Source organism: Thiomonas bhubaneswarensis (assembly GCF_001418255.1).
Classification (GTDB): Bacteria; Pseudomonadota; Gammaproteobacteria; order Burkholderiales; family Burkholderiaceae_C; genus Thiomonas; species Thiomonas bhubaneswarensis.
The window spans coordinates 140,933-164,777 of sequence record NZ_LIPV01000009.1 but is presented as its reverse complement, the minus strand read 5'-3'; the positions used below and the strand labels follow the sequence as shown (position 1 = coordinate 164,777).

18 protein-coding genes and 2 tRNA genes are annotated in these 23,845 nt (G+C 64.9%); all 20 read left to right on the top strand.

The genetic code is table 11. The features are described 5' to 3' along the window. Positions 1-358, top strand: a 358-nt coding sequence (locus ASC45_RS12685; protein WP_483855325.1) for an elongation factor Tu, incomplete at its 5' end; no start/stop codon positions are given. 111 nt (positions 359-469) lie between these two features. Next, a tRNA-Trp gene (locus ASC45_RS12680) sits at positions 470-545 on the top strand. 57 nt (positions 546-602) lie between these two features. Continuing rightward, complete coding sequence (secE, locus tag ASC45_RS12675) at positions 603-986, top strand: preprotein translocase subunit SecE (protein WP_055451395.1); 384 nt, start codon at positions 603-605, stop codon at positions 984-986. Between the two features lie 23 nt (positions 987-1,009). Beyond that, positions 1,010-1,573: a transcription termination/antitermination protein NusG gene (gene nusG, locus ASC45_RS12670; RefSeq protein ID WP_055451394.1), complete on the top strand. Its 564-nt coding sequence runs from the start codon at positions 1,010-1,012 to the stop codon at positions 1,571-1,573. Between the two features lie 155 nt (positions 1,574-1,728). Next, the gene (gene rplK / locus ASC45_RS12665) at positions 1,729-2,160 is read left to right on the top strand and encodes a 50S ribosomal protein L11 (RefSeq protein WP_013107509.1); all 432 of its coding nucleotides are present in this window, start codon (positions 1,729-1,731) and stop codon (positions 2,158-2,160) included. Then, on the top strand, positions 2,161-2,871 hold the full coding sequence (gene rplA / locus ASC45_RS12660; protein ID WP_055451393.1) for a 50S ribosomal protein L1: 711 nt from the start codon (positions 2,161-2,163) through the stop codon (positions 2,869-2,871). A 284-nt stretch (positions 2,872-3,155) separates the two neighbouring features. Next, on the top strand, positions 3,156-3,653 hold the full coding sequence (rplJ, locus tag ASC45_RS12655; RefSeq protein ID WP_055451392.1) for a 50S ribosomal protein L10: 498 nt from the start codon (positions 3,156-3,158) through the stop codon (positions 3,651-3,653). Between the two features lie 54 nt (positions 3,654-3,707). Then, positions 3,708-4,085, top strand: coding sequence for a 50S ribosomal protein L7/L12 (gene rplL / locus ASC45_RS12650; RefSeq protein ID WP_055451391.1), 378 nt, complete (start codon positions 3,708-3,710; stop codon positions 4,083-4,085). A 176-nt stretch (positions 4,086-4,261) separates the two neighbouring features. Continuing rightward, the gene (rpoB, locus tag ASC45_RS12645) at positions 4,262-8,365 is read left to right on the top strand and encodes a DNA-directed RNA polymerase subunit beta (protein ID WP_055451390.1); all 4,104 of its coding nucleotides are present in this window, start codon (positions 4,262-4,264) and stop codon (positions 8,363-8,365) included. A 61-nt stretch (positions 8,366-8,426) separates the two neighbouring features. Beyond that, on the top strand, positions 8,427-12,647 hold the full coding sequence (gene rpoC, locus ASC45_RS12640; protein ID WP_055451389.1) for a DNA-directed RNA polymerase subunit beta': 4,221 nt from the start codon (positions 8,427-8,429) through the stop codon (positions 12,645-12,647). A gap of 88 nt (positions 12,648-12,735) precedes the next feature. Beyond that, positions 12,736-12,812 (top strand) — tRNA-Met (locus tag ASC45_RS12635). A 178-nt stretch (positions 12,813-12,990) separates the two neighbouring features. Next, positions 12,991-13,488: a sirohydrochlorin chelatase gene (locus ASC45_RS12630; protein WP_082454402.1), complete on the top strand. Its 498-nt coding sequence runs from the start codon at positions 12,991-12,993 to the stop codon at positions 13,486-13,488. A 69-nt stretch (positions 13,489-13,557) separates the two neighbouring features. After that, entirely contained in the window at positions 13,558-14,202 is a 645-nt protein-coding gene (locus ASC45_RS12625) for an ANTAR domain-containing response regulator (protein WP_055451387.1), read from the top strand. A gap of 297 nt (positions 14,203-14,499) precedes the next feature. Further along, positions 14,500-15,798 carry a CmpA/NrtA family ABC transporter substrate-binding protein gene (locus ASC45_RS12620; RefSeq protein WP_055451386.1) on the top strand — a complete coding sequence of 433 codons (1,299 nt, stop codon included), beginning with the start codon at positions 14,500-14,502 and terminating at the stop codon, positions 15,796-15,798. A 40-nt stretch (positions 15,799-15,838) separates the two neighbouring features. After that, positions 15,839-16,744 carry a nitrate ABC transporter permease gene (ntrB, locus tag ASC45_RS12615; protein WP_055451385.1) on the top strand — a complete coding sequence of 302 codons (906 nt, stop codon included), beginning with the start codon at positions 15,839-15,841 and terminating at the stop codon, positions 16,742-16,744. A gap of 22 nt (positions 16,745-16,766) precedes the next feature. Next, entirely contained in the window at positions 16,767-17,567 is an 801-nt protein-coding gene (locus tag ASC45_RS12610) for an ABC transporter ATP-binding protein (protein ID WP_055451384.1), read from the top strand. 50 nt (positions 17,568-17,617) lie between these two features. Continuing rightward, entirely contained in the window at positions 17,618-18,052 is a 435-nt protein-coding gene (locus tag ASC45_RS12605; RefSeq protein WP_055451383.1) for a globin family protein, read from the top strand. A gap of 61 nt (positions 18,053-18,113) precedes the next feature. Continuing rightward, complete coding sequence (nirB, locus tag ASC45_RS12600; RefSeq protein ID WP_055451382.1) at positions 18,114-20,573, top strand: nitrite reductase large subunit NirB; 2,460 nt, start codon at positions 18,114-18,116, stop codon at positions 20,571-20,573. Continuing rightward, entirely contained in the window at positions 20,570-20,956 is a 387-nt protein-coding gene (nirD, locus tag ASC45_RS12595) for a nitrite reductase small subunit NirD (protein ID WP_055451381.1), read from the top strand. Before nirB ends, nirD begins: the two co-directional genes overlap by 4 nt. A 13-nt stretch (positions 20,957-20,969) precedes the next feature. Continuing rightward, positions 20,970-23,837: a nitrate reductase gene (locus ASC45_RS12590; RefSeq protein WP_082454400.1), complete on the top strand. Its 2,868-nt coding sequence runs from the start codon at positions 20,970-20,972 to the stop codon at positions 23,835-23,837. Positions 23,838-23,845 lie beyond the last annotated feature (8 nt).

Here is a 23,845-nt window from a genome sequence, read left to right as displayed (position 1 = left end):
CATTCTGCTGCGCGGCACCAAGCGTGAAGACGTCGAGCGCGGCCAGGTGCTGTGCAAGCCCGGCTCCGTCAAGCCCCACACCCACTTCACCGCCGAGATCTACGTCCTCTCAAAAGACGAAGGCGGCCGCCACACCCCCTTCTTCAACAACTACCGTCCCCAGTTCTACTTCCGCACCACCGACGTCACCGGTGCCGTGGAGCTGCCCAAGGACAAGGAAATGGTCATGCCCGGCGACAACGTCAGCATCACCGTCAAGCTGATCGCCCCCATCGCCATGGAAGAAGGCCTGCGCTTTGCCATCCGCGAAGGTGGCCGCACCGTCGGCGCCGGGGTGGTGGCGAAGATCATCGAGTAAGCGACGCTTGTCGTCGCGGGTTTTCCGGGTGGGATCTGCAGACCGTGCCCGGATCTGTTTGAATTGCGGCCGCTACCTGTTTTCAGGCAGCGGCCTTGGTGCTGAAGGTACAGGGGCATAGCTCAATTGGCAGAGCGTCGGTCTCCAAAACCGAAGGTTGGGGGTTCGATTCCCTCTGCCCCTGCCACGACGCGGCGTTTTGGTATTGAACGGTATTGAACGCGCGTAATTCCCGTAAATCCATATGGCAAATCCGTCTGTCGAAACCGTCTCCACTGGGGCGGACAAAGCGAAGTTGGGGGCGGCGGCGGTTCTGCTGATCGCGGCGCTCGGCCTGTTCTATGGACTGGGCGGCCAGCCGATGTGGGTGCGGGTCGTCGCGTTGCTGGTTTTGTTGGCTGCGGCGGTGGTGGTGTTTTTCTTCTCCGAGCCGGGTCGTGCGCTCATCGCTTACGGACAGGATTCCGTGCGCGAAACCAAGAAGGTCGTCTGGCCTTCGCGCAAGGAGGCGATCCAGATGACTGGTATTGTGTTTGCCTTCGTCATCCTGATGGCCCTTTTCCTCTGGCTGACGGACAAGACGCTGGAATATGTGCTCTACAACCTGATTCTCGGTTGGAAGCGTTAAGAGTACGGGCTGGGAGCATGAGTATGGCTGAGGCACAAACAATGGCCGCGCAGGCGGGCAAGCAGTGGTATGTCGTTCATGCCTATTCGGGCATGGAGAAGGCGGTGCAGCGCAACCTTGCCGAGCGCATTGAGCGCGCGGGGATGCAAAGCAAATTCGGCCGCATTCTGGTGCCGACCGAGGAGGTCGTCGAGATCAAGAATGGCCACAAGAGCATTACCGAGCGTCGATTCTTTCCGGGGTATGTCCTCGTCGAGATGGAGATGGACGACGCCACGTGGCATCTGGTCAAGCACACCAGCAAGGTGACCGGATTCGTAGGCGGTGCCAAGAACCGCCCCGTTCCGATCAGCGAGGCTGATGTCAACAAGATCATGAGCCAGATGCAGGAGGGTGCGGACAAGCCGCGTCCCAAGGTGCAGTTCGAGGTTGGAGAAATGGTCCGCATCAAGGAGGGCCCGTTCACCGACTTCAATGGCAATGTCGAGGAGGTGAACTACGAGAAGTCGCGGCTTCGCGTCTCCGTCACCATCTTCGGTCGCGCCACCCCGGTGGAGCTGGAGTTTCAGCAGGTCGAGCGTCTCTGACGCTTGCAATCCACCTGACCAACAGATTGCGGGCAGCTGGTCTGTCCAGAATCCTCAACTGCGGCCCTTCCCGCCCGGGCTGCAGAGGCAATGCAAAGGGCGGGTTTCGGGGAGCCTCGTGAAAACGTCGGCGCTCGTACCCATACGGAGTCAACATGGCAAAGAAAATTGTCGGCTTCATCAAGCTGCAAGTGCCAGCTGGTAAAGCCAATCCCTCGCCGCCGATCGGCCCGGCGCTCGGTCAGCGCGGCCTCAACATCATGGAGTTCTGCAAGGCGTTCAACGCGCAGACCCAGGGTGTCGAGCCAGGTCTGGCGCTGCCGGTGGTCATCACCGCTTTCGCGGACAAGTCCTTCACCTTCATCATCAAGACGCCGCCCGCCGGCGTGCTGATCAAGAAGGCCATCAAGCTCGACAAGGGCTCGGCCAAGCCGCATACCGACAAGGTGGGCAAGATCACCCGGGCCCAGCTCGAAGAGATCGCCAACACCAAGATGAAAGACCTGACGGCCGCCGATCTGGACGCGGCTGTTCGCACCATTGCGGGCACGGCCCGTTCGATGGGCGTGACTGTGGAGGGCGTGTAAATGGCCAAGATGTCCAAACGTTATGCCGCCTTGCGTGCCAAGGTCGATTCCAACAAGCTCTACGCGCTCGATGAGGCGCTGGCGCTGGTCAAGGAATGCGCGGTCGCCAAGTTCGACGAATCCATCGACGTGGCCGTGAGCCTTGGCGTGGATACCCGCAAGTCCGATCAGGTGGTGCGCGGTTCGGTCGTGCTGCCCGCCGGTACCGGCAAAGTCAAGCGCGTGGCCGTGTTCGCTCAAGGTGCCAAGGCCGAAGAGGCCAAGGCCGCTGGCGCCGATATTGTCGGTTTCGACGATCTGGCCGAGCAGGTCAAGGCCGGTAACCTCAATTTCGACATCGTCATCGCCTCGCCCGATGCCATGCGCGTGGTCGGCGCGCTGGGTCAGATTCTCGGCCCGCGCGGCATGATGCCCAACCCCAAGGTTGGCACGGTGACGCCGGACGTGGCCGGTGCGGTGAAAAACGCCAAGGCCGGTCAGGTGCAGTTCCGCGCCGACAAGGCGGGCATCGTGCACGGCACGATCGGCCGTGCTTCGTTCGGCCCGGATGCGCTGCGCAACAACCTGACGGCGTTGATCGAGGCGCTGCAAAAGGCGCGTCCCGCAGCCGCCAAAGGCATCTACCTGAAAAAGGTCGCGGTTTCGTCCACCATGGGCATCGGCGTGCGCGTCGATACCGCCACGGTGAACGCGGCTGTCGCTGGGCAATAAATGTTTGAAACGGCCTCGCCTGACGCAACGGTCGGGTGGGTCGTGCAGGAATTGGTGGGCCGAGGCGGTGATGTTTTGCCGCCTCGGGCGATCCAAGACCGCAGGCGCGAGACCAGGGTCTCGCTTAATTCGACATCAGCCTTGGGTGTCGGGTCTGCGCAGATGGCGAACCCGCTGGACGAGAGAATGGGCAAGGTGCGAGCCATGTCTGTAGTCACTCCAGAGGACGCTTGTTTAGGCGCCGCGAACCGCAGGGTTCGAGGCAATTTCTTCAGGAGTCAATCTTGAGTCTCAACCGCTCTGAAAAGCAAGCTTCAGTCGAGGAAATCTCGGCGCTGGCAGCCAAGGCGCAGTCCCTGGTTCTGGCCGAGTATCGCGGCATTGCAGTCGAGCAGATGACACAACTGCGCAAGCAGGCTCGCAACAACGGCGTGCATCTCCAGGTGTTCAAGAACACCCTGGCGCGGCGCGCCGTCACGGGTACCCCGTGCGAGGTTCTTGCCGGTGAGATGGCAGGTCCGCTGATCTACGGTTTTTCCGAAGACGCAGTGGCCGCCGCGCGGGTCATCAACGACTTTGCCAAATCCAATGAAAAGCTGGTCATCCGCTCGGGTGTCGTCAACGGCAAGGCGCTCGACGCCGCCGGGGTCAAGGCCCTTGCCAGCATTCCGCCGCGCGAAGTCCTGCTGGCGCGTCTGCTGGGTGTGATGCAAGCCCCCGTGTCCGGCTTTGCCGTGGCGCTGGGCCAGCTGGCGAAAAAACGCGAAGCCGAAGCAGCCTGATCAGGCTGAAGCTTTCAACATTCTCTTTTCAAACATTTATCTCGGAGTCAACAAATGGCAATGAACCAACAAGACATCCTCGACGCCGTCGGTGGCATGACCGTTCTCGAACTGAACGACCTGGTCAAGGCGTTCGAAGAAAAATTCGGCGTGTCCGCAGCCGCCATGGCAGTGGCCGCTCCTGGCGCGGGTGGCGGCGCAGCTGCCCCGGCTGAAGAGCAGACCGAATTCAACGTGATGCTGCTCGAAGCCGGTGCCAACAAGGTCAGCGTGATCAAGGCCGTGCGTGAACTGACGGGCCTGGGTCTGAAGGAAGCCAAGGACCTGGTGGATGGCGCGCCCAAGGCCGTCAAGGAAGGCATCGCCAAGGCTGACGCCGAAGCGGCCAAGAAGAAGCTGGAAGAAGCTGGCGCCAAGGCTGAAATCAAGTAAGTCGCCGGTTTGGTGTGGGCCCGGAAGGTCAATTGGCCTTCCGGGCTTTCGCGCCTTCTGTCGGTTCGAACTGGCGAGGCGTTTTGGTCGTCACTGCGTAAGCAGTTATCGCATGGTCTGGGTTCTTCCCGGGGCATGCGATAACTGATTTTGTCCCTGTGGAGCGGAGCGTATCCATGTCCTACTCGTTCACTGAGAAAAAGCGCATTCGGAAAAGTTTTGGCAGCCGCCAGAGCGTCCTGGATGTTCCCTATCTGCTGGCTACGCAGATCAACTCCTACGAGGCCTTTCTGCAGAAAGACCTTCCCCCGGCGCAGCGCCAGGACGAAGGACTGGAAGCGGCGTTCCGCGCCATTTTCCCCATCGTGTCGCACAACCAGAACGTGCGCATGGAATACAACGGCTACACCCTGGCCAAGCCCGTGTTCGACGTGCGCGAGTGCCAGCAGCGCGGACTGACCTTTGCGTCGGCGCTGCGGGCCAAGGTGCGCCTGATCGTGATGGACCGCGAGGCGGCCAAGCCCACGGTCAAGGAGGTGAAGGAGCAGGAGGTCTACATGGGCGAGATTCCGCTCATGACCGACAAGGGTTCCTTCATCATCAACGGCACCGAGCGCGTCATCGTCAGCCAGCTGCATCGCTCGCCAGGCGTGTTTTTCGAGCATGACAAGGGCAAGACGCACAGCTCGGGCAAGCTGTTGTTCAGCGCCCGCATCATTCCCTACCGTGGCTCCTGGCTCGATTTCGAGTTCGACGCCAAGGACATTCTGTATTTCCGCGTCGACCGTCGCCGTAAGATGCCGGTCACCATTCTGCTCAAGGCCCTGGGCCTGAACCCCGAGCAGATCCTGGCGCATTTCTTCGCCTTCGACCACATGCAACTGATGGACGATGGCGCGCTGCTCGAATTCGTGCCCGATCACTTCAAGGGCGAGGTGGCGCGTTTCGACATCGTTGACAAAAACGGCAAGGTGGTCGTCGCCAAGGACAAGCGCATCAATACGCGCAACCTGCGCGATCTGGAGCAAAGCGGCACCTCGCGTCTGTCCGTTCCCGAGGATTTCCTCATTGGCAAGGTGCTGGCGCGCAATCTGGTGTCGCAGGAGACCGGCGAGATCGTGGCGCGCGCCAACGACGAGCTGACCGAGCCGCTGCTGAAAAAGATCCGCGAAGCCGGGGTCCAGCAAATCCAGACCCTGTACGTCAACGACCTCGACCAGGGCGCCTTCATCTCGCAGACCCTGCGCATCGATGAAGTGGCCGATCAGCTCGGCGCCAAGGTGGCGATCTACCGCATGATGCGCCCCGGCGAGCCGCCGACCGAAGACGCGGTCGAGGCCCTGTTCAACCGCCTGTTCTTCGACGCCGACGCCTACGACCTGTCGCGTGTGGGTCGCATGAAGTTCAATCGCCGCCTCGGCCGCGAGGAGATCGAAGGCGAGATGGTGTTGTCGCACGAAGACATCATGGCGGTCATCAAGCTGCTGGTCGATCTGCGCAACGGCCGCGGTGAGGTGGACGACATCGACCACCTCGGCAACCGCCGCGTGCGCTGCGTCGGCGAACTGGCCGAGAACCAGTTCCGCGCCGGTCTGTCGCGCATCGAGCGCGCGGTCAAGGAGCGTCTGGGCCAGGCCGAGACCGAAAACCTGATGCCGCACGACTTCATCAACTCCAAGCCCATCTCGGCGGCGATCAAGGAGTTCTTCGGCTCGAGTCAGCTGTCGCAGTTCATGGACCAGACCAACCCGCTGTCGGAGATCACCCACAAGCGTCGCGTCTCGGCCCTGGGCCCGGGCGGTCTGACGCGCGAGCGCGCCGGTTTCGAGGTGCGCGACGTGCACCCCACGCATTACGGTCGCGTCTGCCCGATCGAAACGCCAGAAGGCCCGAACATCGGTCTGATCAACTCGCTGGCGCTGTTTGCGCGCCTGAACGAATACGGTTTCATCGAAACGCCGTATCGCCGCGTGATCGACCGCAAGGTCACCGACCAGATCGACTACCTCTCGGCGATCGAGGAGGGCAAGTACGTTATCGCCCAGGCCAACGCCGGCATGGATGAAAACGGCCTGCTCAACGACGAGCTGGTTTCGGCCCGTGAGAAGGGTGAATCCATCCTCGTCTCGCCCGAGCGCGTGCAGTACATGGACGTGTCGCCCAGCCAGATCGTGTCGGTCGCGGCTTCGCTCGTGCCCTTCCTCGAACACGACGACGCCAACCGCGCCCTGATGGGCGCCAATATGCAGCGCCAGGCCGTGCCCGTGCTGCGCCCTGAAAAGCCGCTGGTCGGCACCGGCGTCGAGCGTGTCACCGCGGTCGACTCGGGCACCGTGGTCACCGCCCTGCGTGGTGGCGTGGTGGACTATGTGGACAGTGCCCGTATCGTGGTGCGCGTCTTTGATGCCGAAACCCAGGCGGGCGAAGTCGGCGTGGACATCTACAACCTCATCAAGTACCAGCGCTCCAACCAGAACACCAACATTCACCAGCGTCCCCTGGTCAAGCGCGGCGACAAGCTGGCCAAGGGCGATGTGATCGCCGACGGCGCCTCGACCGACCTGGGCGAACTCGCGCTGGGCCAGAACATGCTGGTGGCCTTCATGCCCTGGAACGGCTACAACTACGAAGACTCGATCCTGCTGTCCGAGCGCGTGGTGGCCGAAGACCGCTTCACCTCGATCCACATCGAAGAGCTGAACGTGCCGGCCCGCGACACCAAGCTGGGCTCCGAAGAAATCACGCGCGACATTCCCAACCTGTCCGAGCATCAGCTTGCGCGCCTGGACGAGTCGGGCATCATCTACGTGGGTGCCGAAGTCGAGGCGGGCGACGTGCTCGTGGGCAAGGTCACGCCCAAGGGCGAAACCCAGCTCACGCCCGAAGAGAAGCTGCTTCGCGCCATCTTCGGCGAGAAGGCTTCCGACGTGAAGGACACTTCGCTGCGCGTGCCCTCGGGCATGTACGGTACCGTCATCGACGTGCAGGTCTTCACCCGCGAGGGCATTCCGCGCGACAAGCGCGCCCAGCAGATCATCGACGACGAACTCAAGCGCTACCGCCTCGATCTGAACGACCAGATGCGCATCGTCGAGGCCGACACCTTCGACCGTCTGGGCAAGCTGCTCACGGGCAAGACCGCCAACGGCGGCCCGAACAAGCTGCCCAAGGGCTCGACCATCACTTCCGATTACCTGGGCGAGACCGATCGCTATCACTGGTTCGACATCCGCCCCGCCGACGAAGCCCTGGCGCAGCAGATGGAACAGCTCAAGGAGTCGCTGGAAAAGCGTCGCCACGAGTTCGACCTGATGTTCGAAGAAAAGCGCCGCAAGCTCACCCAGGGCGATGAACTGCCCACCGGCGTGCTCAAGATGGTCAAGGTCTATCTGGCCGTCAAGCGCCGTCTGCAGCCCGGCGACAAGATGGCCGGCCGTCACGGCAACAAGGGCGTGGTCTCCAAGATCGTTCCGGTCGAGGACATGCCGCACATGCCCGATGGCACCACGGTGGACATCGTGCTGAACCCGCTGGGCGTGCCCTCGCGCATGAACATCGGCCAGATTCTCGAAACCCATCTGGGCTGGGCCTCGATCGGCATCGGCAAGCGCGTCAACGACATGCTGCAGGCGCACGCCAAGGCGACCGAGCTGCGCAAGCTCCTGGGCACGCTCTACAACTTCAGCGGCAAACAGGAAGCGCTGGACAAGCTCAGCGATGCCGAGGTGCTCGAACTGGCGGGCAACCTCAAGGCCGGCCTGCCCATCGCCAGCCCGGTGTTCGACGGCGCCAGCGAAGCCGAAATCGGGCAGATGCTCGACCTGGCCTACCCCGACGACATCGCCGAGAAGCTGCAGCTCACCGCCGCGAAGAAACAGGTCATGCTGACCGACGGCCGTACCGGCGAGCAGTTCGAGCGTCCGGTGACCGTGGGCATCATGCACATGCTCAAGCTGCACCACCTGGTCGACGACAAGATGCACGCCCGCTCCACCGGCCCGTACTCGCTCGTCACCCAGCAGCCGCTGGGCGGCAAGGCACAGTTCGGTGGCCAGCGTTTCGGCGAGATGGAAGTCTGGGCGCTCGAAGCCTACGGCGCGTCCTACGTGCTGCAGGAGATGCTCACGGTCAAGTCCGACGATACGCAGGGTCGCACCAAGATGTACGAGAGCATCGTCAAGGGCGATCACATCATCGAAGCCGGGATGCCCGAGTCGTTCAACGTGCTGATCAAGGAAATCCGTTCCCTGGGTCTGGACATCGAACTCGAACGCAATTGATTGATGCCGCACCCGGTGCGCCTCGGTGGCGCATCGGGCTGGCAACTGAAGGAGTGAAAGCATGAAAGCGCTACTCGACCTGTTCAAGCAGTTTCATCAGGATGAGCATTTCGACGCCATTCGCATCGGCCTGGCGTCGCCGGAGAAAATCCGTTCCTGGTCGTTCGGTGAGGTGAAGAAGCCTGAGACCATCAACTACCGCACGTTCAAGCCCGAGCGCGACGGCCTGTTCTGCGCCAAGATCTTCGGCCCGATCAAGGACTACGAATGCCTGTGCGGCAAGTACAAGCGCCTCAAGCACCGCGGTGTGATCTGCGAGAAGTGCGGGGTCGAAGTCACCCAGAGCAAGGTGCGCCGCGAGCGCATGGGCCATATCGACATGGCCAGCCCGGTGGCGCACATCTGGTTCCTCAAGAGCCTGCCGTCCCGCCTGGGCATCGTGCTCGACATGGCGCTGCGCGACATCGAGCGCGTGCTGTACTTCGAGGCCTATGTGGTCACCGACCCCGGCATGACACCGCTCAAGGCCGGCCAGGTGCTCTCTGAAGACGAGTTCGCCGCCAAGCGCACCGAGTTCGGCGACGAGTTCGTCGCCTTCATGGGCGCCGAAGGCATTCACGCGCTGCTGCACAACATGGATCTCGACCTGGAGATCGAGAAGCTGCGCGGCGACATGACCGGCTCCGACACCAAGGTGAAGAAGAACGTCAAACGCCTCAAGGTGATGCAGGCGTTCAAAGACTCCGGCACCAAGCCCGAGTGGATGGTCATGACGGTGCTGCCCGTGCTGCCGCCCGATCTGCGTCCGCTCGTTCCGCTGGACGGCGGCCGCTTCGCCACTTCCGACCTGAACGACCTCTACCGCCGCGTCATCAACCGCAACAACCGCCTGCGCCGTCTGCTGGAGCTGTCCGCGCCTGAAATCATCGTGCGCAACGAAAAGCGCATGCTGCAGGAGGCGGTGGATTCGCTGATGGACAACGGCCGTCGCGGCAAGGCGATGGTGGGGCAGAACAAGCGCCCGCTCAAGTCGCTGGCCGACATGATCAAGGGCAAGAGCGGCCGCTTCCGCCAGAACCTGCTGGGCAAGCGCGTCGACTACTCGGGCCGTTCGGTCATCACCGTGGGCCCCACGCTCAAGCTGCATCAGTGCGGCCTGCCCAAGCTGATGGCCCTGGAGCTGTTCAAGCCCTTCATCTTCCACAAGCTCGAAACCATGGGCGTGGCCACCACCATCAAGGCGGCCAAGAAGGAAGTCGAATCGCAGACCCCCATCGTCTGGGACATTCTCGAAGACGTGATCCGCGAGCATCCGGTGATGCTCAACCGCGCGCCCACGCTGCACCGCCTGGGCATTCAGGCCTTCGAGCCGTTGCTGATCGAAGGCAAGGCCATCCAGCTGCACCCGCTGGTCTGCGCCGCGTTCAATGCCGACTTCGACGGAGACCAGATGGCCGTGCACGTGCCGCTGTCGCTCGAGGCGCAGATCGAAGCCCGCGCGCTCATGCTGGCCTCGAACAACATCCTGTTCCCGGCCAACGGCGAACCTTCCATCGTGCCGTCGCAGGACATGGTGCTCGGCCTGTACTACGCCACCCGTGAGCGCATCAACGGCCGCGGCGAAGGCATCGTGTTCGCCGATGTGGCCGAAGTGCAGCGCGCGCTCGATGCCAAGCAGGTCGAGATCACCAGCCGCATCAGCGTTCGCCTGACCGAGTTCGAGAAGGACAAGGCCACGGGCAGCCTCACGCCCAAGACCGCCGTGGTGGAAACCACCGTCGGCCGCGCGCTGCTGTCCGAAATCCTGCCCAAGGGCCTGCCGTTCAGCATCATGAACAAGGCGCTGAAGAAGAAGGAAATCTCGCGCCTGATCAATGCCTCGTTCCGCCGCTGCGGCCTGCGCGACACCGCGATCTTCGCCGACAAGCTGCTGCAGTCGGGCTTCTCGCTGGCGACCAAGGCCGGCATCTCCATCAGCATCGACGACATGCTGATCCCGGAAGAGAAGTACAAGGTCATCGCCCGCGCCGAGAAGGAAGTCAAGGAGATCGAGCAGCAGTACTCCTCCGGTCTGGTGACGCAAGGCGAGCGCTACAACAAGGTCGTGGACATCTGGGGCCGCGCCGGTGACGAAGTCGGCAAGGCGCTGATGAACCATCTCTCCAACCAGACGGTCAAGGACCGTCACGGCAAGGACGTGCGCCAGGAGTCGTTCAACTCCATCTACATGATGGCCGACTCGGGCGCCCGCGGTTCCGCAGCCCAGATCCGCCAGCTGGCCGGCATGCGCGGCCTGATGGCCAAGCCTGACGGCTCCATCATCGAGACCCCCATCACGGCCAACTTCCGTGAGGGCCTCAACGTGCTGCAGTACTTCATCTCCACGCACGGTGCCCGCAAGGGCCTGGCCGACACGGCGCTGAAGACCGCGAACTCCGGCTACCTGACCCGCCGTCTGGTGGACGTGACCCAGGATCTGGTGGTCACCGAAACCGATTGCGGCACGGCCAATGGCACGAATATGCGCGCCCTGGTCGAAGGCGGTGAAGTCATCGAATCGCTGCGCGACCGCGTCCTCGGCCGCGTTGCGGCGGTGGATGTCGTCAATCCCGAAACGCAGGAGGTCATCGTGCCCGCGGGCGAGATGCTCGACGAGGACATGCTCGACCTGGTCGAGGCCGCGGGCATCGACGAGATCAAGGTGCGCACCGCGCTCACCTGCGAAACCCGCTACGGCATCTGCGCCAAGTGCTACGGCCGCGATCTCGGCCGCGGCACGCTGGTCACCAACGGTGAAGCGGTCGGCGTGATTGCCGCGCAGTCCATCGGCGAACCCGGCACCCAGCTGACCATGCGCACCTTCCACATCGGTGGTGCGGCGTCGCGTGCGGCGGTGGTGTCGAGCGTGGAGGCCAAGAGTGCCGGTACCGTGCGCTTTACCGCCACCATGCGTTACGTCACCAACACCAAGGGCGAGCAGGTGGTCATCACCCGCTCTGGCGAAGTGCTGGTCACCGACGACCACGGCCGCGAGCGCGAGCGCCACAAGGTGCCCTACGGCGCGACCCTGTTCGTCAAGGACGGCATGGTCATCAAGGCCGGCACCCTGGTGGCCAACTGGGATCCGCTGACCCGCCCCATCATCACCGAGTACGCTGGCCAGATCAAGTTCGAGAACGTCGAAGAAGGCGTGACCGTGGCCAAGCAGGTCGACGAAGTCACCGGCCTTTCCACCCTCGTCGTGATCGACCCGAAACGCCGCGGCTCTGCCAAGGTGGTGCGTCCGCAGGTCAAGCTGCTCAACGAGCAAGGCCACGAGGTCAAGATTCCCGGCACCGATCACGCCGTGACCATCGGTTTCACCGTGGGTGCGCTGATCCAGGTGCGCGACGGCCAGGACGTGGGCCCCGGCGAGGTGCTGGCGCGTATCCCGATGGAAGGCCAGAAGACCCGCGACATCACGGGGGGTCTGCCTCGCGTGGCCGAGCTGTTCGAAGCTCGTTCACCCAAGGATGCCGGCATGCTGGCCGAGACCACCGGCACCGTCTCCTTCGGCAAGGAAACCAAAGGCAAGGTCCGCCTGGTCATCACCGACCTCGACGGCAATTCCAGCGAGTTCCTCATCCCGAAGGAAAAGAACGTGCTGGTGCACGAGGGCCAGGTGGTCAACAAGGGCGAACTCATCGTCGACGGCCCGGCCGAGCCACAAGACATCCTTCGCCTGCTGGGCGTGGAGGCGCTGGCGCGCTACATCGTCGACGAGGTGCAGGACGTCTACCGTCTGCAGGGCGTGAAGATCAACGACAAGCACATCGAGGTGATCGTTCGCCAGATGCTGCGCCGCGTTGAAATCAAGGATCCGGGCGACAGCGACTACATCGCCGGTGAGCAGGTCGAGCGTTCGCAGGTACTGGCGACCAACGACCAACTCATCCACGAAGGCAAACTGCCCGCGACCTTCAACAACCTGCTGCTGGGTATCACCAAGGCCAGCCTGTCCACCGACAGCTTCATCTCCGCCGCGTCCTTCCAGGAAACCACGCGCGTGCTGACCGAAGCCGCCATCATGGGCAAGCGCGACGAACTGCGCGGCTTGAAGGAAAACGTTATCGTCGGTCGCCTCATCCCCGCAGGCACCGGTCTGGCGTTCCACCAGGCACGCAAGGCCAAGGACGCGATGGAGCAGGCCGACCGCGCCGCCCAGGCCGCCGCCGAACTGCAGGCGCTCGAAGACAGCACCCTGCACTCGGCAGAGTCCGACAACGCATCGGACCAGTCCTGAAGCATGGACACCCCGTTCGCCACGAGCCTTCGGGCGAACGGGTGCCTTGCAAAAAAGATGGTCTTCAAGTATGATTCAAAGCTTCCGGCGCGGGGTGGAGCAGCTCGGTAGCTCGTCGGGCTCATAACCCGAAGGTCGTTGGTTCAAATCCAGCCCCCGCAACCAACATTTTCTCAATGAAGCCAAGCACTTAGCGGTGCTTGGCTTTTTTGTTGTCTGCGCATTTTTGGCACCGTGCCCAATCCGTGCCCATCTCGTGCCCAGCAAGAACGGCCGGACTTTTTCACTGCGACCTTCGGACGCATTCCATTCATCCGCCGTGGGCGCGGTCAAGTGCTCCCGGATGTTCCTGCTGGGGTTCACATGGGTTGGCTTGGGTCACACTGGCAAGCGATCTTATCGAGAACCGAAATGGCGTACCCTTGTCAACCAACTCCGCCCTTACAGTCACATGCTTCACGCTGACCACCTGCTTGTCCTACTGGCTCATGGCTCCCGCCAGCCTGAATGGGCGCGACCGTTCGAGGTGGTGCATCAAGCTGTGTTGGCCGCTCGCCCATCCTTGGTCGTGCGGCTCGCGTTTCTCGAGAGCATGCAACCCTCGCTTCGCCAGGTATTGGAAGAGGCGGGGCAGGACGGCTGCGTCCAGGTTCGCGTGGCTCCATTGTTTCTGGGTGCGGGCGGCCATCTGCAGCGCGACATTCCGCAGATCGCACGCGAAGCGCAGGAGCGTTTTCCGACGCTGCGGATCGACATCAGCCAGCCCGCAGGAGACGATGCCGAGGTGCTCGCCGCGCTGGCCGCCTACGCCCTGCGCTGTGCGACCGGACTCGATGCATGACTTCTTGCCGCACCTTGTTCGACGATGTCAGGGTGCAGTCCGGGGCATGGAATTTGCACGTTTATTGATATGTCACCCCCGCCGCATTCGCAACGTACCCTGGCCGTCGCCATCATTTCGCCCGATCCGGCGCTGGCGCTGGAGGAGGACGCGCTCGGCCACGCGCGGCAAGCGCAGCGCTGCGCGGTGCTGGAGCAGGCGCTGCGCGATGCCGGATATGCCGTGGTTGCGGTGCTGCCGGCCTCGCCCGATCTGGACGATCGCATCGCCGCGCTCAAGCCCGATCTGGTGATCGTCGATGCCGAGTCGGGCGTGCGCGACCTGCTCGAGCATGTGGTGCTGGCCTCGCGCGACACGCCGCGCCCCATCGTGCTGTTCACCGACGACGACGAGACCGAAACCGCGCAGCTTGCCATCACCGCCGGGGTGACGGCCTATATCGTCGATGGCCTCAAGCCCAGCCGCGTGAAGCCGGTCATCGAGGTGGCGCTGGCGCGCTTCGAGCGAGAGCAGGGGCTGCGCGCCGAACTCGACGCCGCGCGCGCCCAACTTTCCGAGCGCAAGCTGGTGGAACGGGCCAAGGGCATCGTCATGCAGCGCCTGAACTGCACGGAGGACGAGGCCTACGCGCGCATGCGAAAGCAGGCGATGGAAAAGGGTCTGAGGCTCGCCGACGTGGCGCAGCGCATTCTCGACACCGTCGGCTTGATCTGAACGGGCGTCTGCCCGATTTGCGTGCGCCCCCGCACCACGCTGGCGCAACATCGGCCCACGGCGCACCACGCGCGTATCGCCCACAGCGGGTCGAAGCCGGTTCCTCCCTCTGCGCCACCCGTTCAAGACACCTGGCACGCCGCTTGCTCTTTCAGAGCCGTAGGCCAATGGCGGCCTATGTAAATCCCACTGATCGGGAGTCTCCCCCGATCGGATCGGCAATGACGCCTTCGTGTGCTTCACCTCGTGTGAGGCGCCCGGAGGCTTTTTTTTCGCCCGACTTTTTCAGGACACCTCATGCGCACGCCTCAACAAGCCACGCCCAAGACCATCGCCCCGGCGCAGCCTCTGCGCCGCACCCTCATCAAGTCTGGCGCCGCTGCCGCCATGGCCGGCATGCTGCCCGCCGCGCTGCAACCTGCGGCGCAGGCAGCGAGTGCGCCTGCTCCCGCTTTCGGCAAGCCCGAGATGGAGGAGGTGAAGATCGGTTTCATCCCGCTGACCGACTGCGCCCCGGTGGTCATGGCCGCCGTGCTGGGCTTCGACAAAAAGTATGGCGTGAAAATCGTGCCGAGCAAGCAGGCCTCGTGGGCCGCCGTGCGCGACAACCTGCTCACCGGCGGCATCCAGATGGCCGACGTGCTCTACGGGCTGATCTACGGCGTGCAACTGGGCATCGGCGGACCGAAGCGCGATATGGCGATGCTGATGACCATCAATCGGAACGGCCAGGGCATCACCCTGTCGGACAAGGTGGCCAAGGAAGGTATCACCACCGGGCCCGAGTTGGCCAAGGCCGTACTGGCGAAAAAGCGAACCTATACCTTCGCCCAGACCTTTCCCACCAGCACCCACGCCATGTGGCTGTACTACTGGCTGGCGACTTACGGCATCAACCCACTGCGCGACGCCAAGGAAATCACCGTGCCGCCGCCGCAGATGGTGGCCAATATGCGCGTGGGAGCCATGGACGGCTGCTGCGTGGGCGAGCCGTGGAACGCGGTGGCCATCGCGCAGAAGGTGGGCTTCACCGCCGCAACCAGTCAGGAGGTGTGGCCCGACCATCCCGAGAAGGTGTTGGGCACCACCGCCGAGTTCGTGCAGAAGTATCCCAACACCACCAAGGCCGTAATGGCGGCCGTGCTCGATGCATGCCGCTGGATCGACGCCTCGGACGCCAACCGTACGAAGATGGCCGAAACGATCGCCGCTCCCGGCTATGTCAACACCCAGGTGGAAACCATCCTGCCGCGCATCCTCGGTCGCTACACCAACGGCTTGGGCAAGAGCTGGGACGACAAGCATCCCATGACCTTCTACGAGGACGGCCAGGTGAACTACCCGTGGTTGTCCGACGGCATGTGGTTCCTCACCCAGTTCCGCCGCTGGGGTCTGATCAAGACCGACCCCGACTATCTCGCCGTGGCCAAGGCTGTGAACCGCGTCGATCTTTACAGCGAGGTGGCCACTGCGCTGAAGGTGCCCGTGCCCAAGAGCCTGCTGCGCAGTTCCAAGCTGATCGACGGCACGGTGTGGGACGGCAAAGACCCCAAGGCCTACGCCCACGGCTTCAAGATCAACGACATGGCGACCTGAGAAGGTCTGTACACACCCCCCGATGTCCCAGGAGTCTCCGATGAACACTGCAGTCCTCGCCACCCAGCCCGGCGCAACGCCCCAGCCGTCCACCGCGCAAGCGCCGGTCGAGGCCGCACCCGCCCGCCCACGCGTGGTACCCAAGTCGCCGCAAGAGCGCCAGCGGGCGCGCAACCGGCAATGGCTGCTCGCCGCCGTTGCGCCGCTGCTGGGCCTAGGCCTGCTGCTGCTGGTGTGGGAACTCGCCGCCGAGCACAGCAGCCAGTTTCCCTCGCCGCTGGCCACCTGGCATTCGGCGCAGAAAGTCTTCGCCCATCCCTTCTATGACAACGGGCCGAACGACGTGGGCATAGGCTGGAACCTGCTGGCCTCGTTGCAGCGTGTGGCCTACGGCTTCGGCCTGGCGGCGCTGGTGGGCATTCCGCTGGGGTTCGCCATCGGCCGCCTGAAGTTTCTGGGCCGCATGATGGCGCCCATCATCAGCCTGCTGCGGCCGGTGTCGCCTCTGGCCTGGCTGCCCATCGGCCTGTACGTGTTCAGCAACGCTCCGGCGGCGGCGATCTACACCATCTTCATCTGCTCCATCTGGCCGATGATGATCAACACCGCCATCGGCGTGCAGCGCATTCCGGCCGACTATCTCAACGTCGCCCGCGTGCTCGATCTGTCCGGCTGGAAGGTGTTCACCAAGATTCTGCTGCCCTCGGTCATGCCCTACATGATGACCGGAGTGCGGCTGTCGGTGGGCACGGCCTGGCTGGTCATCGTCGCCGCGGAAATGCTCACCGGCGGCACCGGTATCGGCTTCTGGCTGTGGAACGAGTGGAACAACCTCAACCTCGCCCACATCCTCATCGCCATCCTGGTCATCGGCGTCACCGGCATGGCCCTCGAAGGCCTGCTCATGCTGCTGACCCGCCGCTTTCAGTACGACGACGCGCGCTGAGCCGCGTCCACCGGAGAACCTCATGGAACGCTTCATCAGCATCGAGCAGGTCGAGATGGTGTTCGACACCGCGCGCGGCCCGTTTCAAGCCCTCAAGGGCATCAACCTCGACATCGCCCGCGGCGAGTTCATTAGCCTGATCGGCCACTCCGGCTGCGGCAAGAGCACCCTGCTCAACCTCATCGCCGGGCTCACCCTGCCCAGCAGCGGCGTGATGGTGTGCGACGGCCGCGAGATCCACGCCCCGGGGCCCGACCGCGCCGTGGTGTTCCAGAACCATTCGCTGCTGCCCTGGCTGACCTGCCACGGCAACATCTACCTCGGTGTGGAGCGGGTGTTCGGCGCCACCGAGACCAAGGCGCAGCTCAAGGCGCGCACCGAGGCCGCGCTCGAACTCGTGGGCCTGCCGCACGCTGCGCACAAGCATCCGCACGAAATCTCCGGCGGCATGAAGCAGCGCGTGGGCATCGCCCGGGCGCTGGCCATGCAGCCCAAGGTGCTGCTGATGGACGAGCCCTTCGGCGCGCTCGACGCCCTCACCCGCGCCAGACTGCAGGACGAGCTGCAGGCCATCGTCGCCGCCAGCGGCGCCACCGTGGTGATGGTCACGCACGACGTGGACGAAGCCGTACTGCTGTCGGACCGCATCGTCATGCTGACCAACGGCCCGGCGGCCACCATCGGCGACGTGCTCACCGTGGACCTGCCGCGCCCGCGCGAACGTCTGGCGCTTTCGGAAGACCCGCACTACGCCCACCTGCGCGCGCAGGTGCTGGAGTTCCTCTACAAGCGCCAGGCGCATCCGCAGGCCAAGGCCGCGTGATGGCCGATTTCCCCCTTTTCCCCGTCCCACCCAAGCTCAAGGAGCTCATTATGTCCCTCAACGCCGAACAAATCATGCTGGTGCAGTCCAGCTTCGCCAAGGTCAAGCCGATTTCCGATCAGGCCGCAGCCTTGTTTTACGCCCGTCTGTTCGAGATCGCACCCCAAGTCAAGCCGATGTTCAAGGGCGATATGGTTGAGCAGGGCCGCAAGCTCATGGCCATGCTCAACACGGTGGTCAACGGCTTGAACAATCTGCAAGCCATCGTTCCCGCAGCGCAGAACCTCGCACGCGGCCATGTCGGTTACGGCGTGCGCAGCGAACACTACGCCTATGTCGGCAGCGCCCTGCTCTACGCGCTGGAGCAGGGCCTGGGCAAGGACTTCACGCCAGCGGTGAAGCAGGCATGGAGCGACGCCTACGGCCTGCTGTCCGGGGTGATGATCGCCGCGGCCGAACAGGTGGAATCGAGGTCCGCTGCTTGACGCAGGCCACGAACCGACGATCAGGCGCCGCGTTCTTGCCAAGCTTCACGGAATCCGCATCATGACCAAACCCAAACTCGTTCTCGTCGGCAACGGCATGGCCGGGGTGCGGGCGCTGGAAGAGCTGCTCAAGCTCGCGCCCGATCTCTATGACATCACCGTGTTCGGCGCCGAGCCGCACCCCAACTACAACCGCATACTGCTCTCGCCGGTGCTGGCCGGGGAACAGACCATCGAGCAGATCATCCTCAACCCGCTGGACTGGTATGCCGACAACGGCATCACCCTGCACACCGGCAAGACGGTGATCACGATCGACCGCATCAGGCGCATCGTGCGCGCCGATGACGGCACCGAGGCGCCTTACGACCGGCTGCTGCTGGCCACCGGCTCGCTGCCCTTCATCCTGCCCGTGCCAGGCAAGGAGCTGGATGGCGTGATTGCCTACCGCGACATCAAGGACACCGAGACCATGATCGAGGCCGCCAAGGTGCACAGGCACGCGGTGGTCATCGGCGGCGGTCTGCTCGGGCTGGAGGCGGCCAACGGTCTGATGCTGCGCGGCATGGACGTGAGCGTGGTGCACATCATGCCCTGGCTGATGGAGCGCCAGCTCGACGAGGTGGCGGGCAAGCTGCTGCAGAAGTCGCTCGAAGACCGCGGCCTGAAATTCCTCATCGGCGCGCAGACCGCGGCGCTGCTGGGCAACGAACAAGGCCGGGTGCGCGCGGTGCAGTTCAAGGACGGTCGCGAGATCCCTGCCGACCTGGTGGTGATGGCCGCGGGCATCCGCCCCAACACCGCGCTGGCAGAGAGCGCCGGCCTGCACTGCAATCGCGGCATCGTGGTGAGCGACACCCTGCAGACCGTGACCGACCCGCGCATCTACGCCGTGGGCGAATGCGCCGCGCACCGTGGCATCGCCTACGGCCTGGTGGCGCCACTGTTCGAGCAGGGCAAGGTGGTGGCTAACCATCTGGCACAGATGGGCATCGGCCGCTACACCGGCAGCCAGACCAGCACCAAGCTCAAGGTCACCGGTATCGACCTGTTCTCGGCGGGCAACTTCATGGGCGGCGAGGGCTGCGAGGACATCGTGCTGTCCGACCCGTTTTCCGGCGTGTACAAACGCTTGGTGATCCAGGGCGACAAGCTGGTGGGCGCCTGCTTGTATGGCGACACGGTCGACGGCTCGTGGTACTTCAAGCTGCTGCGCGAAGGCCGCACCGTGCACGACATCCGCGACAAGCTGATGTTCGGCGAGAGCCACCTGGGCGACGCCGGCCACCAGGGCCAGAACAAGGCGGCGGCCATGGCCGACAGTGACGAGGTCTGCGGCTGCAACGGCGTGTGCAAGGGCGCCATCGTCAAGGCCATCAAGGACAAGGGTCTGTTCACCCTGGAAGAGGTGCGCAAGCACACCAAGGCCAGCGCCAGCTGCGGCTCGTGCACGGGCCTGGTCGAGCAGATCCTGATGTTCACCGCCGGTGGCGACTACTCCGCCGCACCGAAGAAAAAGGCCATGTGCGGCTGCACCGAAGCCAGCCACCAGGACGTGCGCGACGCCATCCGCGAGCAGCATCTGCTGAGCATCCCCGAGGTCATGCAAACCCTCGGCTGGCGTACCCCGGCAGGTTGTTCGAGCTGCCGCCCGGCGCTGAACTACTACCTCATCTCCACCTGGCCACACGAGGCGAAGGACGACCCGCAGAGCCGTTTCATCAACGAGCGCAGCCACGCCAACATCCAGAAGGACGGCACTTACAGTGTGATTCCTCGCATGTGGGGCGGCGAGACCAGCGCGGCGGAGCTGCGCCGCATCGCCGACGTGGTGGACAAATACGCCATCCCCACGGTGAAGGTCACCGGCGGCCAGCGCATCGACCTGCTGGGCGTGAAGAAGGAAGATTTGCAGGCGGTGTGGCGCGACATCGGCATGCCCAGCGGCCACGCCTACGCCAAGGCGCTGCGCACGGTGAAGACCTGTGTGGGCAGCGAATGGTGCCGCTTCGGCACGCAGGACAGCACGACCATGGGCAAGATTCTGGAGCGTGCCACCTGGCGAATGTACGCCCCGCACAAGGTGAAGTTCGCCGTCAGCGGCTGCCCGCGCAATTGCGCCGAGGCCGGCATCAAGGACGTGGGCATCATCGGCGTCGATTCCGGCTGGGAGATGTATGTGGCGGGCAACGGCGGCATCAAGACCGAGGTGGCGCAGTTCCTGGTCAAGCTCAAGACGCAGGAAGAGGTGCTGGAATACACCGGCGCCTTCATTCAGCTCTACCGCGAGGAGGGCTGGTATCTGGAGCGCACCGTGCATTACGTGGGCCGCGTCGGGCTCGACTATGTGAAGCAGCGCGTGCTCGACGACGCCGAGGGCCGCAAGGCCTTGTGGGAGCGGCTGCAGTTCGCGCTGCAGGGCGAACCCGACCCGTGGTTCGAGTTCGAGGAGGCCCAGGTGGATACGCGGCAGTTCATCCCCATCGTGCCCGTCGCAACGACCCAAGGAGAACCGGCATGAACCGCTCGACCGAATGGATCGTCGTCTGCCGCATCGACGACATCCCCGCGCTGGGCGCGCGCCGCGTGCGCCGCCCCGACGGCGTGGACATCGCCGTGTTCCGCGCCGAGGCCGATCGCATCTACGCGCTGCTCGACCGCTGCCCGCACAAGGGTGGCCCGTTGAGCCAGGGCATCGTGCTCGGCGACGCCGTGGCCTGCCCGCTGCACAACTGGACCATCCGCCTGGAAGACGGCCGCGCCAGGGCGCCCGACGAAGGCTGCACCCCGGCGTTCGCCGTCAAGGTGGAAGGCGATCGGGTCTATCTGCGCAGCGATCAACTGCACGCGCCGATTGCCGCGATGCGCACCGCGCAGTGCGAGGGCGCGACCTGCGCGCAGTAAGCCGCCACACGCTATGAACGCCGCCGATCTCCCTGCCCGCAGCATCGCCATCGTCCCCGCCGGGGAAGACGCCAGTGCGCCGCGCGTCACCCGCTCCACCTGCCCCTACTGCGGCGTGGGCTGCGGCGTGCTGATCGAGAGCGAGGGCGGGCGCATCACCGGCGTGCGCGGCGACCCCGGCCACCCGGCCAACTTCGGCCGCCTGTGCACCAAGGGCAGCACGCTGCATCTCACCACAAAGCCCGAGTTGGCCCCGCAGGTGCGCCTGTTGCAGCCTGAGCTGCGCACCCGGCGCGACGCCCCGCGCAACCCCGTGAGCTGGGACACCGCGCTCGACCATGCCGCGCAGCGCTTTGCCGATCTCATCACTGCACACGGCCCCGACAGCGTGGGTTTCTACATCTCCGGCCAGATGCTCACCGAGGACTATTACGTCTTCAACAAGCTGGCCAAGGGTCTGATCGGCACCAACAACGTCGACACCAATTCCCGGGTGTGCATGAGCAGCGCGGTGGCCGGATACAAGGCCACGCTGGGCGCCGACGCCCCGCCTTGCGCCTATGAGGACATCGACCACGCCGCCTGTCTGTTCTTCGTCGGCAGCAACGCGGCGTGGTCGCACCCCATTGCGTTTCGCCGCATCGAGCAGGCCAAGGCGCGGCGGCCCGAGATGCGCATCGTCGTGGTCGATCCGCGCCGTACCGAAACCGCCGAACTCGCCGACCTGCACCTGCAGCTTCTGCCCGGCACCGATGTGGCGCTATTTCATGCCATGCTGCACGTCATGGTGTGGGAAGACCTGATCGACCCCGCCTTTATCGCCGCGCACACCAGCGGCTTTGCCGCGCTGCGCGATCTGGTGCGCGACATGAGCCCGGCGGTGGCCGCCAATCTGTGCGGCCTCAAGGCCGACGACATCGTGACCGCCGCGCGCTGGTTCGCCCTCGGCGCGCCCAGTGGCTCGGTGCAAGCGCGCCAGCCCACGCTGTCGATGTATTGCCAGGGTCTGAACCAGTCCAGCAGCGGCACGGCGAAGAACGCCGGGCTCATCAACCTGCACCTGGCCTGCGGCCAGATCGGCAAGCCCGGGGCCGGGCCGTTCTCGCTCACCGGCCAGCCCAACGCCATGGGGGGGCGCGAAGTGGGCGGCATGGCCAATCTGCTGTCGGCCCATCGCGACCTGGCCAACCCCGAACACCGCGCCGAAGTGGCCGCGCTGTGGGGCGTGGCCGACGTGCCAGCAAGCCGCGGCAAGACCGCCATCGAACTGTTCCAGGCTGCGGCCGACGGCGAGGTGAAGGCGCTGTGGATCGCTTGCACCAACCCGGCGCAGTCGCTGCCAGACCAGGCCATGGTGCGCCGCGCGCTGGAGCGTGCCGAGTTCGTCGTGGTGCAGGAGGTCTACGCCACCGCCGCCACCGTGCCCTACGGCGATCTGCTGCTGCCTGCCACCACCTGGGGCGAAAAGGAAGGCACCGTCACCAACTCCGAGCGCCGCATCAGCCGTGTGCGCGCCGCCACCGCCGCGCCCGGTGCGGCACGCGACGACTGGGCCATCGCCACAGACTTCGCCCGTCGCCTCGAAGCGCTGCTGCCCGCCAGGCTGAACGGCAGGCTCACCCTGTTTCCCTATGCCACGCCCGAAGCCGTGTGGAACGAGCACCGCGAAAGCACCCGCGGCCGCGACCTCGACATCACCGGCCTGAGCTGGGCCGCGCTGGAACGCGACGGCCCGCAACAATGGCCCTATCCGCAGGGCGCAAGTGGCGGCAAGGCGCGGCTCTACGCCGACGGCATCTTCCCCACCGCCGATGGCCGCGCCCGCTTCTTCGCCCAGCCCTTCAAGCCCGTGGCCGAACCCTGCGACGCCCGCTATCCCCTGGCGCTGACCACCGGACGGCTGCGCGACCAGTGGCATGGCATGACCCGCACCGGCTCGGTGCCGCGGCTGTTCAGCCACGCCCCCGAGCCCAGCATCGACCTGCACCCCACTGAACTGGCGCGGCGCGGCCTGCGCGACGGCGAATTGGTGCGCGTGGCTTCGCGCCGCGGCGATCTGCTGCTGCCCGCCCGCGCCACCGACACCGTGCGCCCCGGCCAGGCCTTCATCGCCATGCACTGGGGCGCCGAATACCTCGCCGGGCGCAATGCCGAAGGCGTGGCGCGGCTGGGCGTCAACGGCCTGACCCTGCCCGCGCTCGACCCCCATTCGTTCCAGCCCGAGCTCAAGCACAGCGCGGTGCGGGTGGAGGCCGCCAACCTGCCCTGGCACCTCGCCGCCTTCGCCTGGATGCCCGAGGAAAGCGCCCAGACGCTGCGCGCCACGCTGATGCGCGAACTGGCCGATCTGCCCTTCGTGCTGTGCGTGCCCTTCGGCCGCCATCGCACCGGCCTGCTGCTGCGCGCCGCCGCGCGCGGCGCGCCCGAGGCCGCGCTGCTGGCGCGCATCGACACCCATTTCGGCGTGCAGGGCGGCGCCGCGCTGCATTACGCCGACCCCGGCCGCGGCGTGCGCCGCGCCGTGCGCCTGAATGGCGAGGCGCTCGACGCCGCGCTGCTGTCCGGCCCCGTCGACAGCGTGGTGGCGCAGGGTTGGCTGCGCGAACTGCTGCAAAGCGAAGCCAGCGCCAAGCCCTACGGCCGCTGGCTGCTGCTGCCCTCGCCCACACCGCCAGGCAATGCGCCATCCACCAGCCACCAGGTGTGCAACTGCTTCGACGTGCGCCAGCACCAGATCGACGCCCTGCTGCCCACCCTGCAAGGCGACGACGCCGCGCGCCTGGCTGCGTTGCAGGCCCGGCTCAAGTGCGGCACCAACTGCGGTTCCTGCCTGCCCGAGCTGCGGCGCCTGGTACGCGACGCCGCGCCGGTTCCGGCCTGAATCTTGCG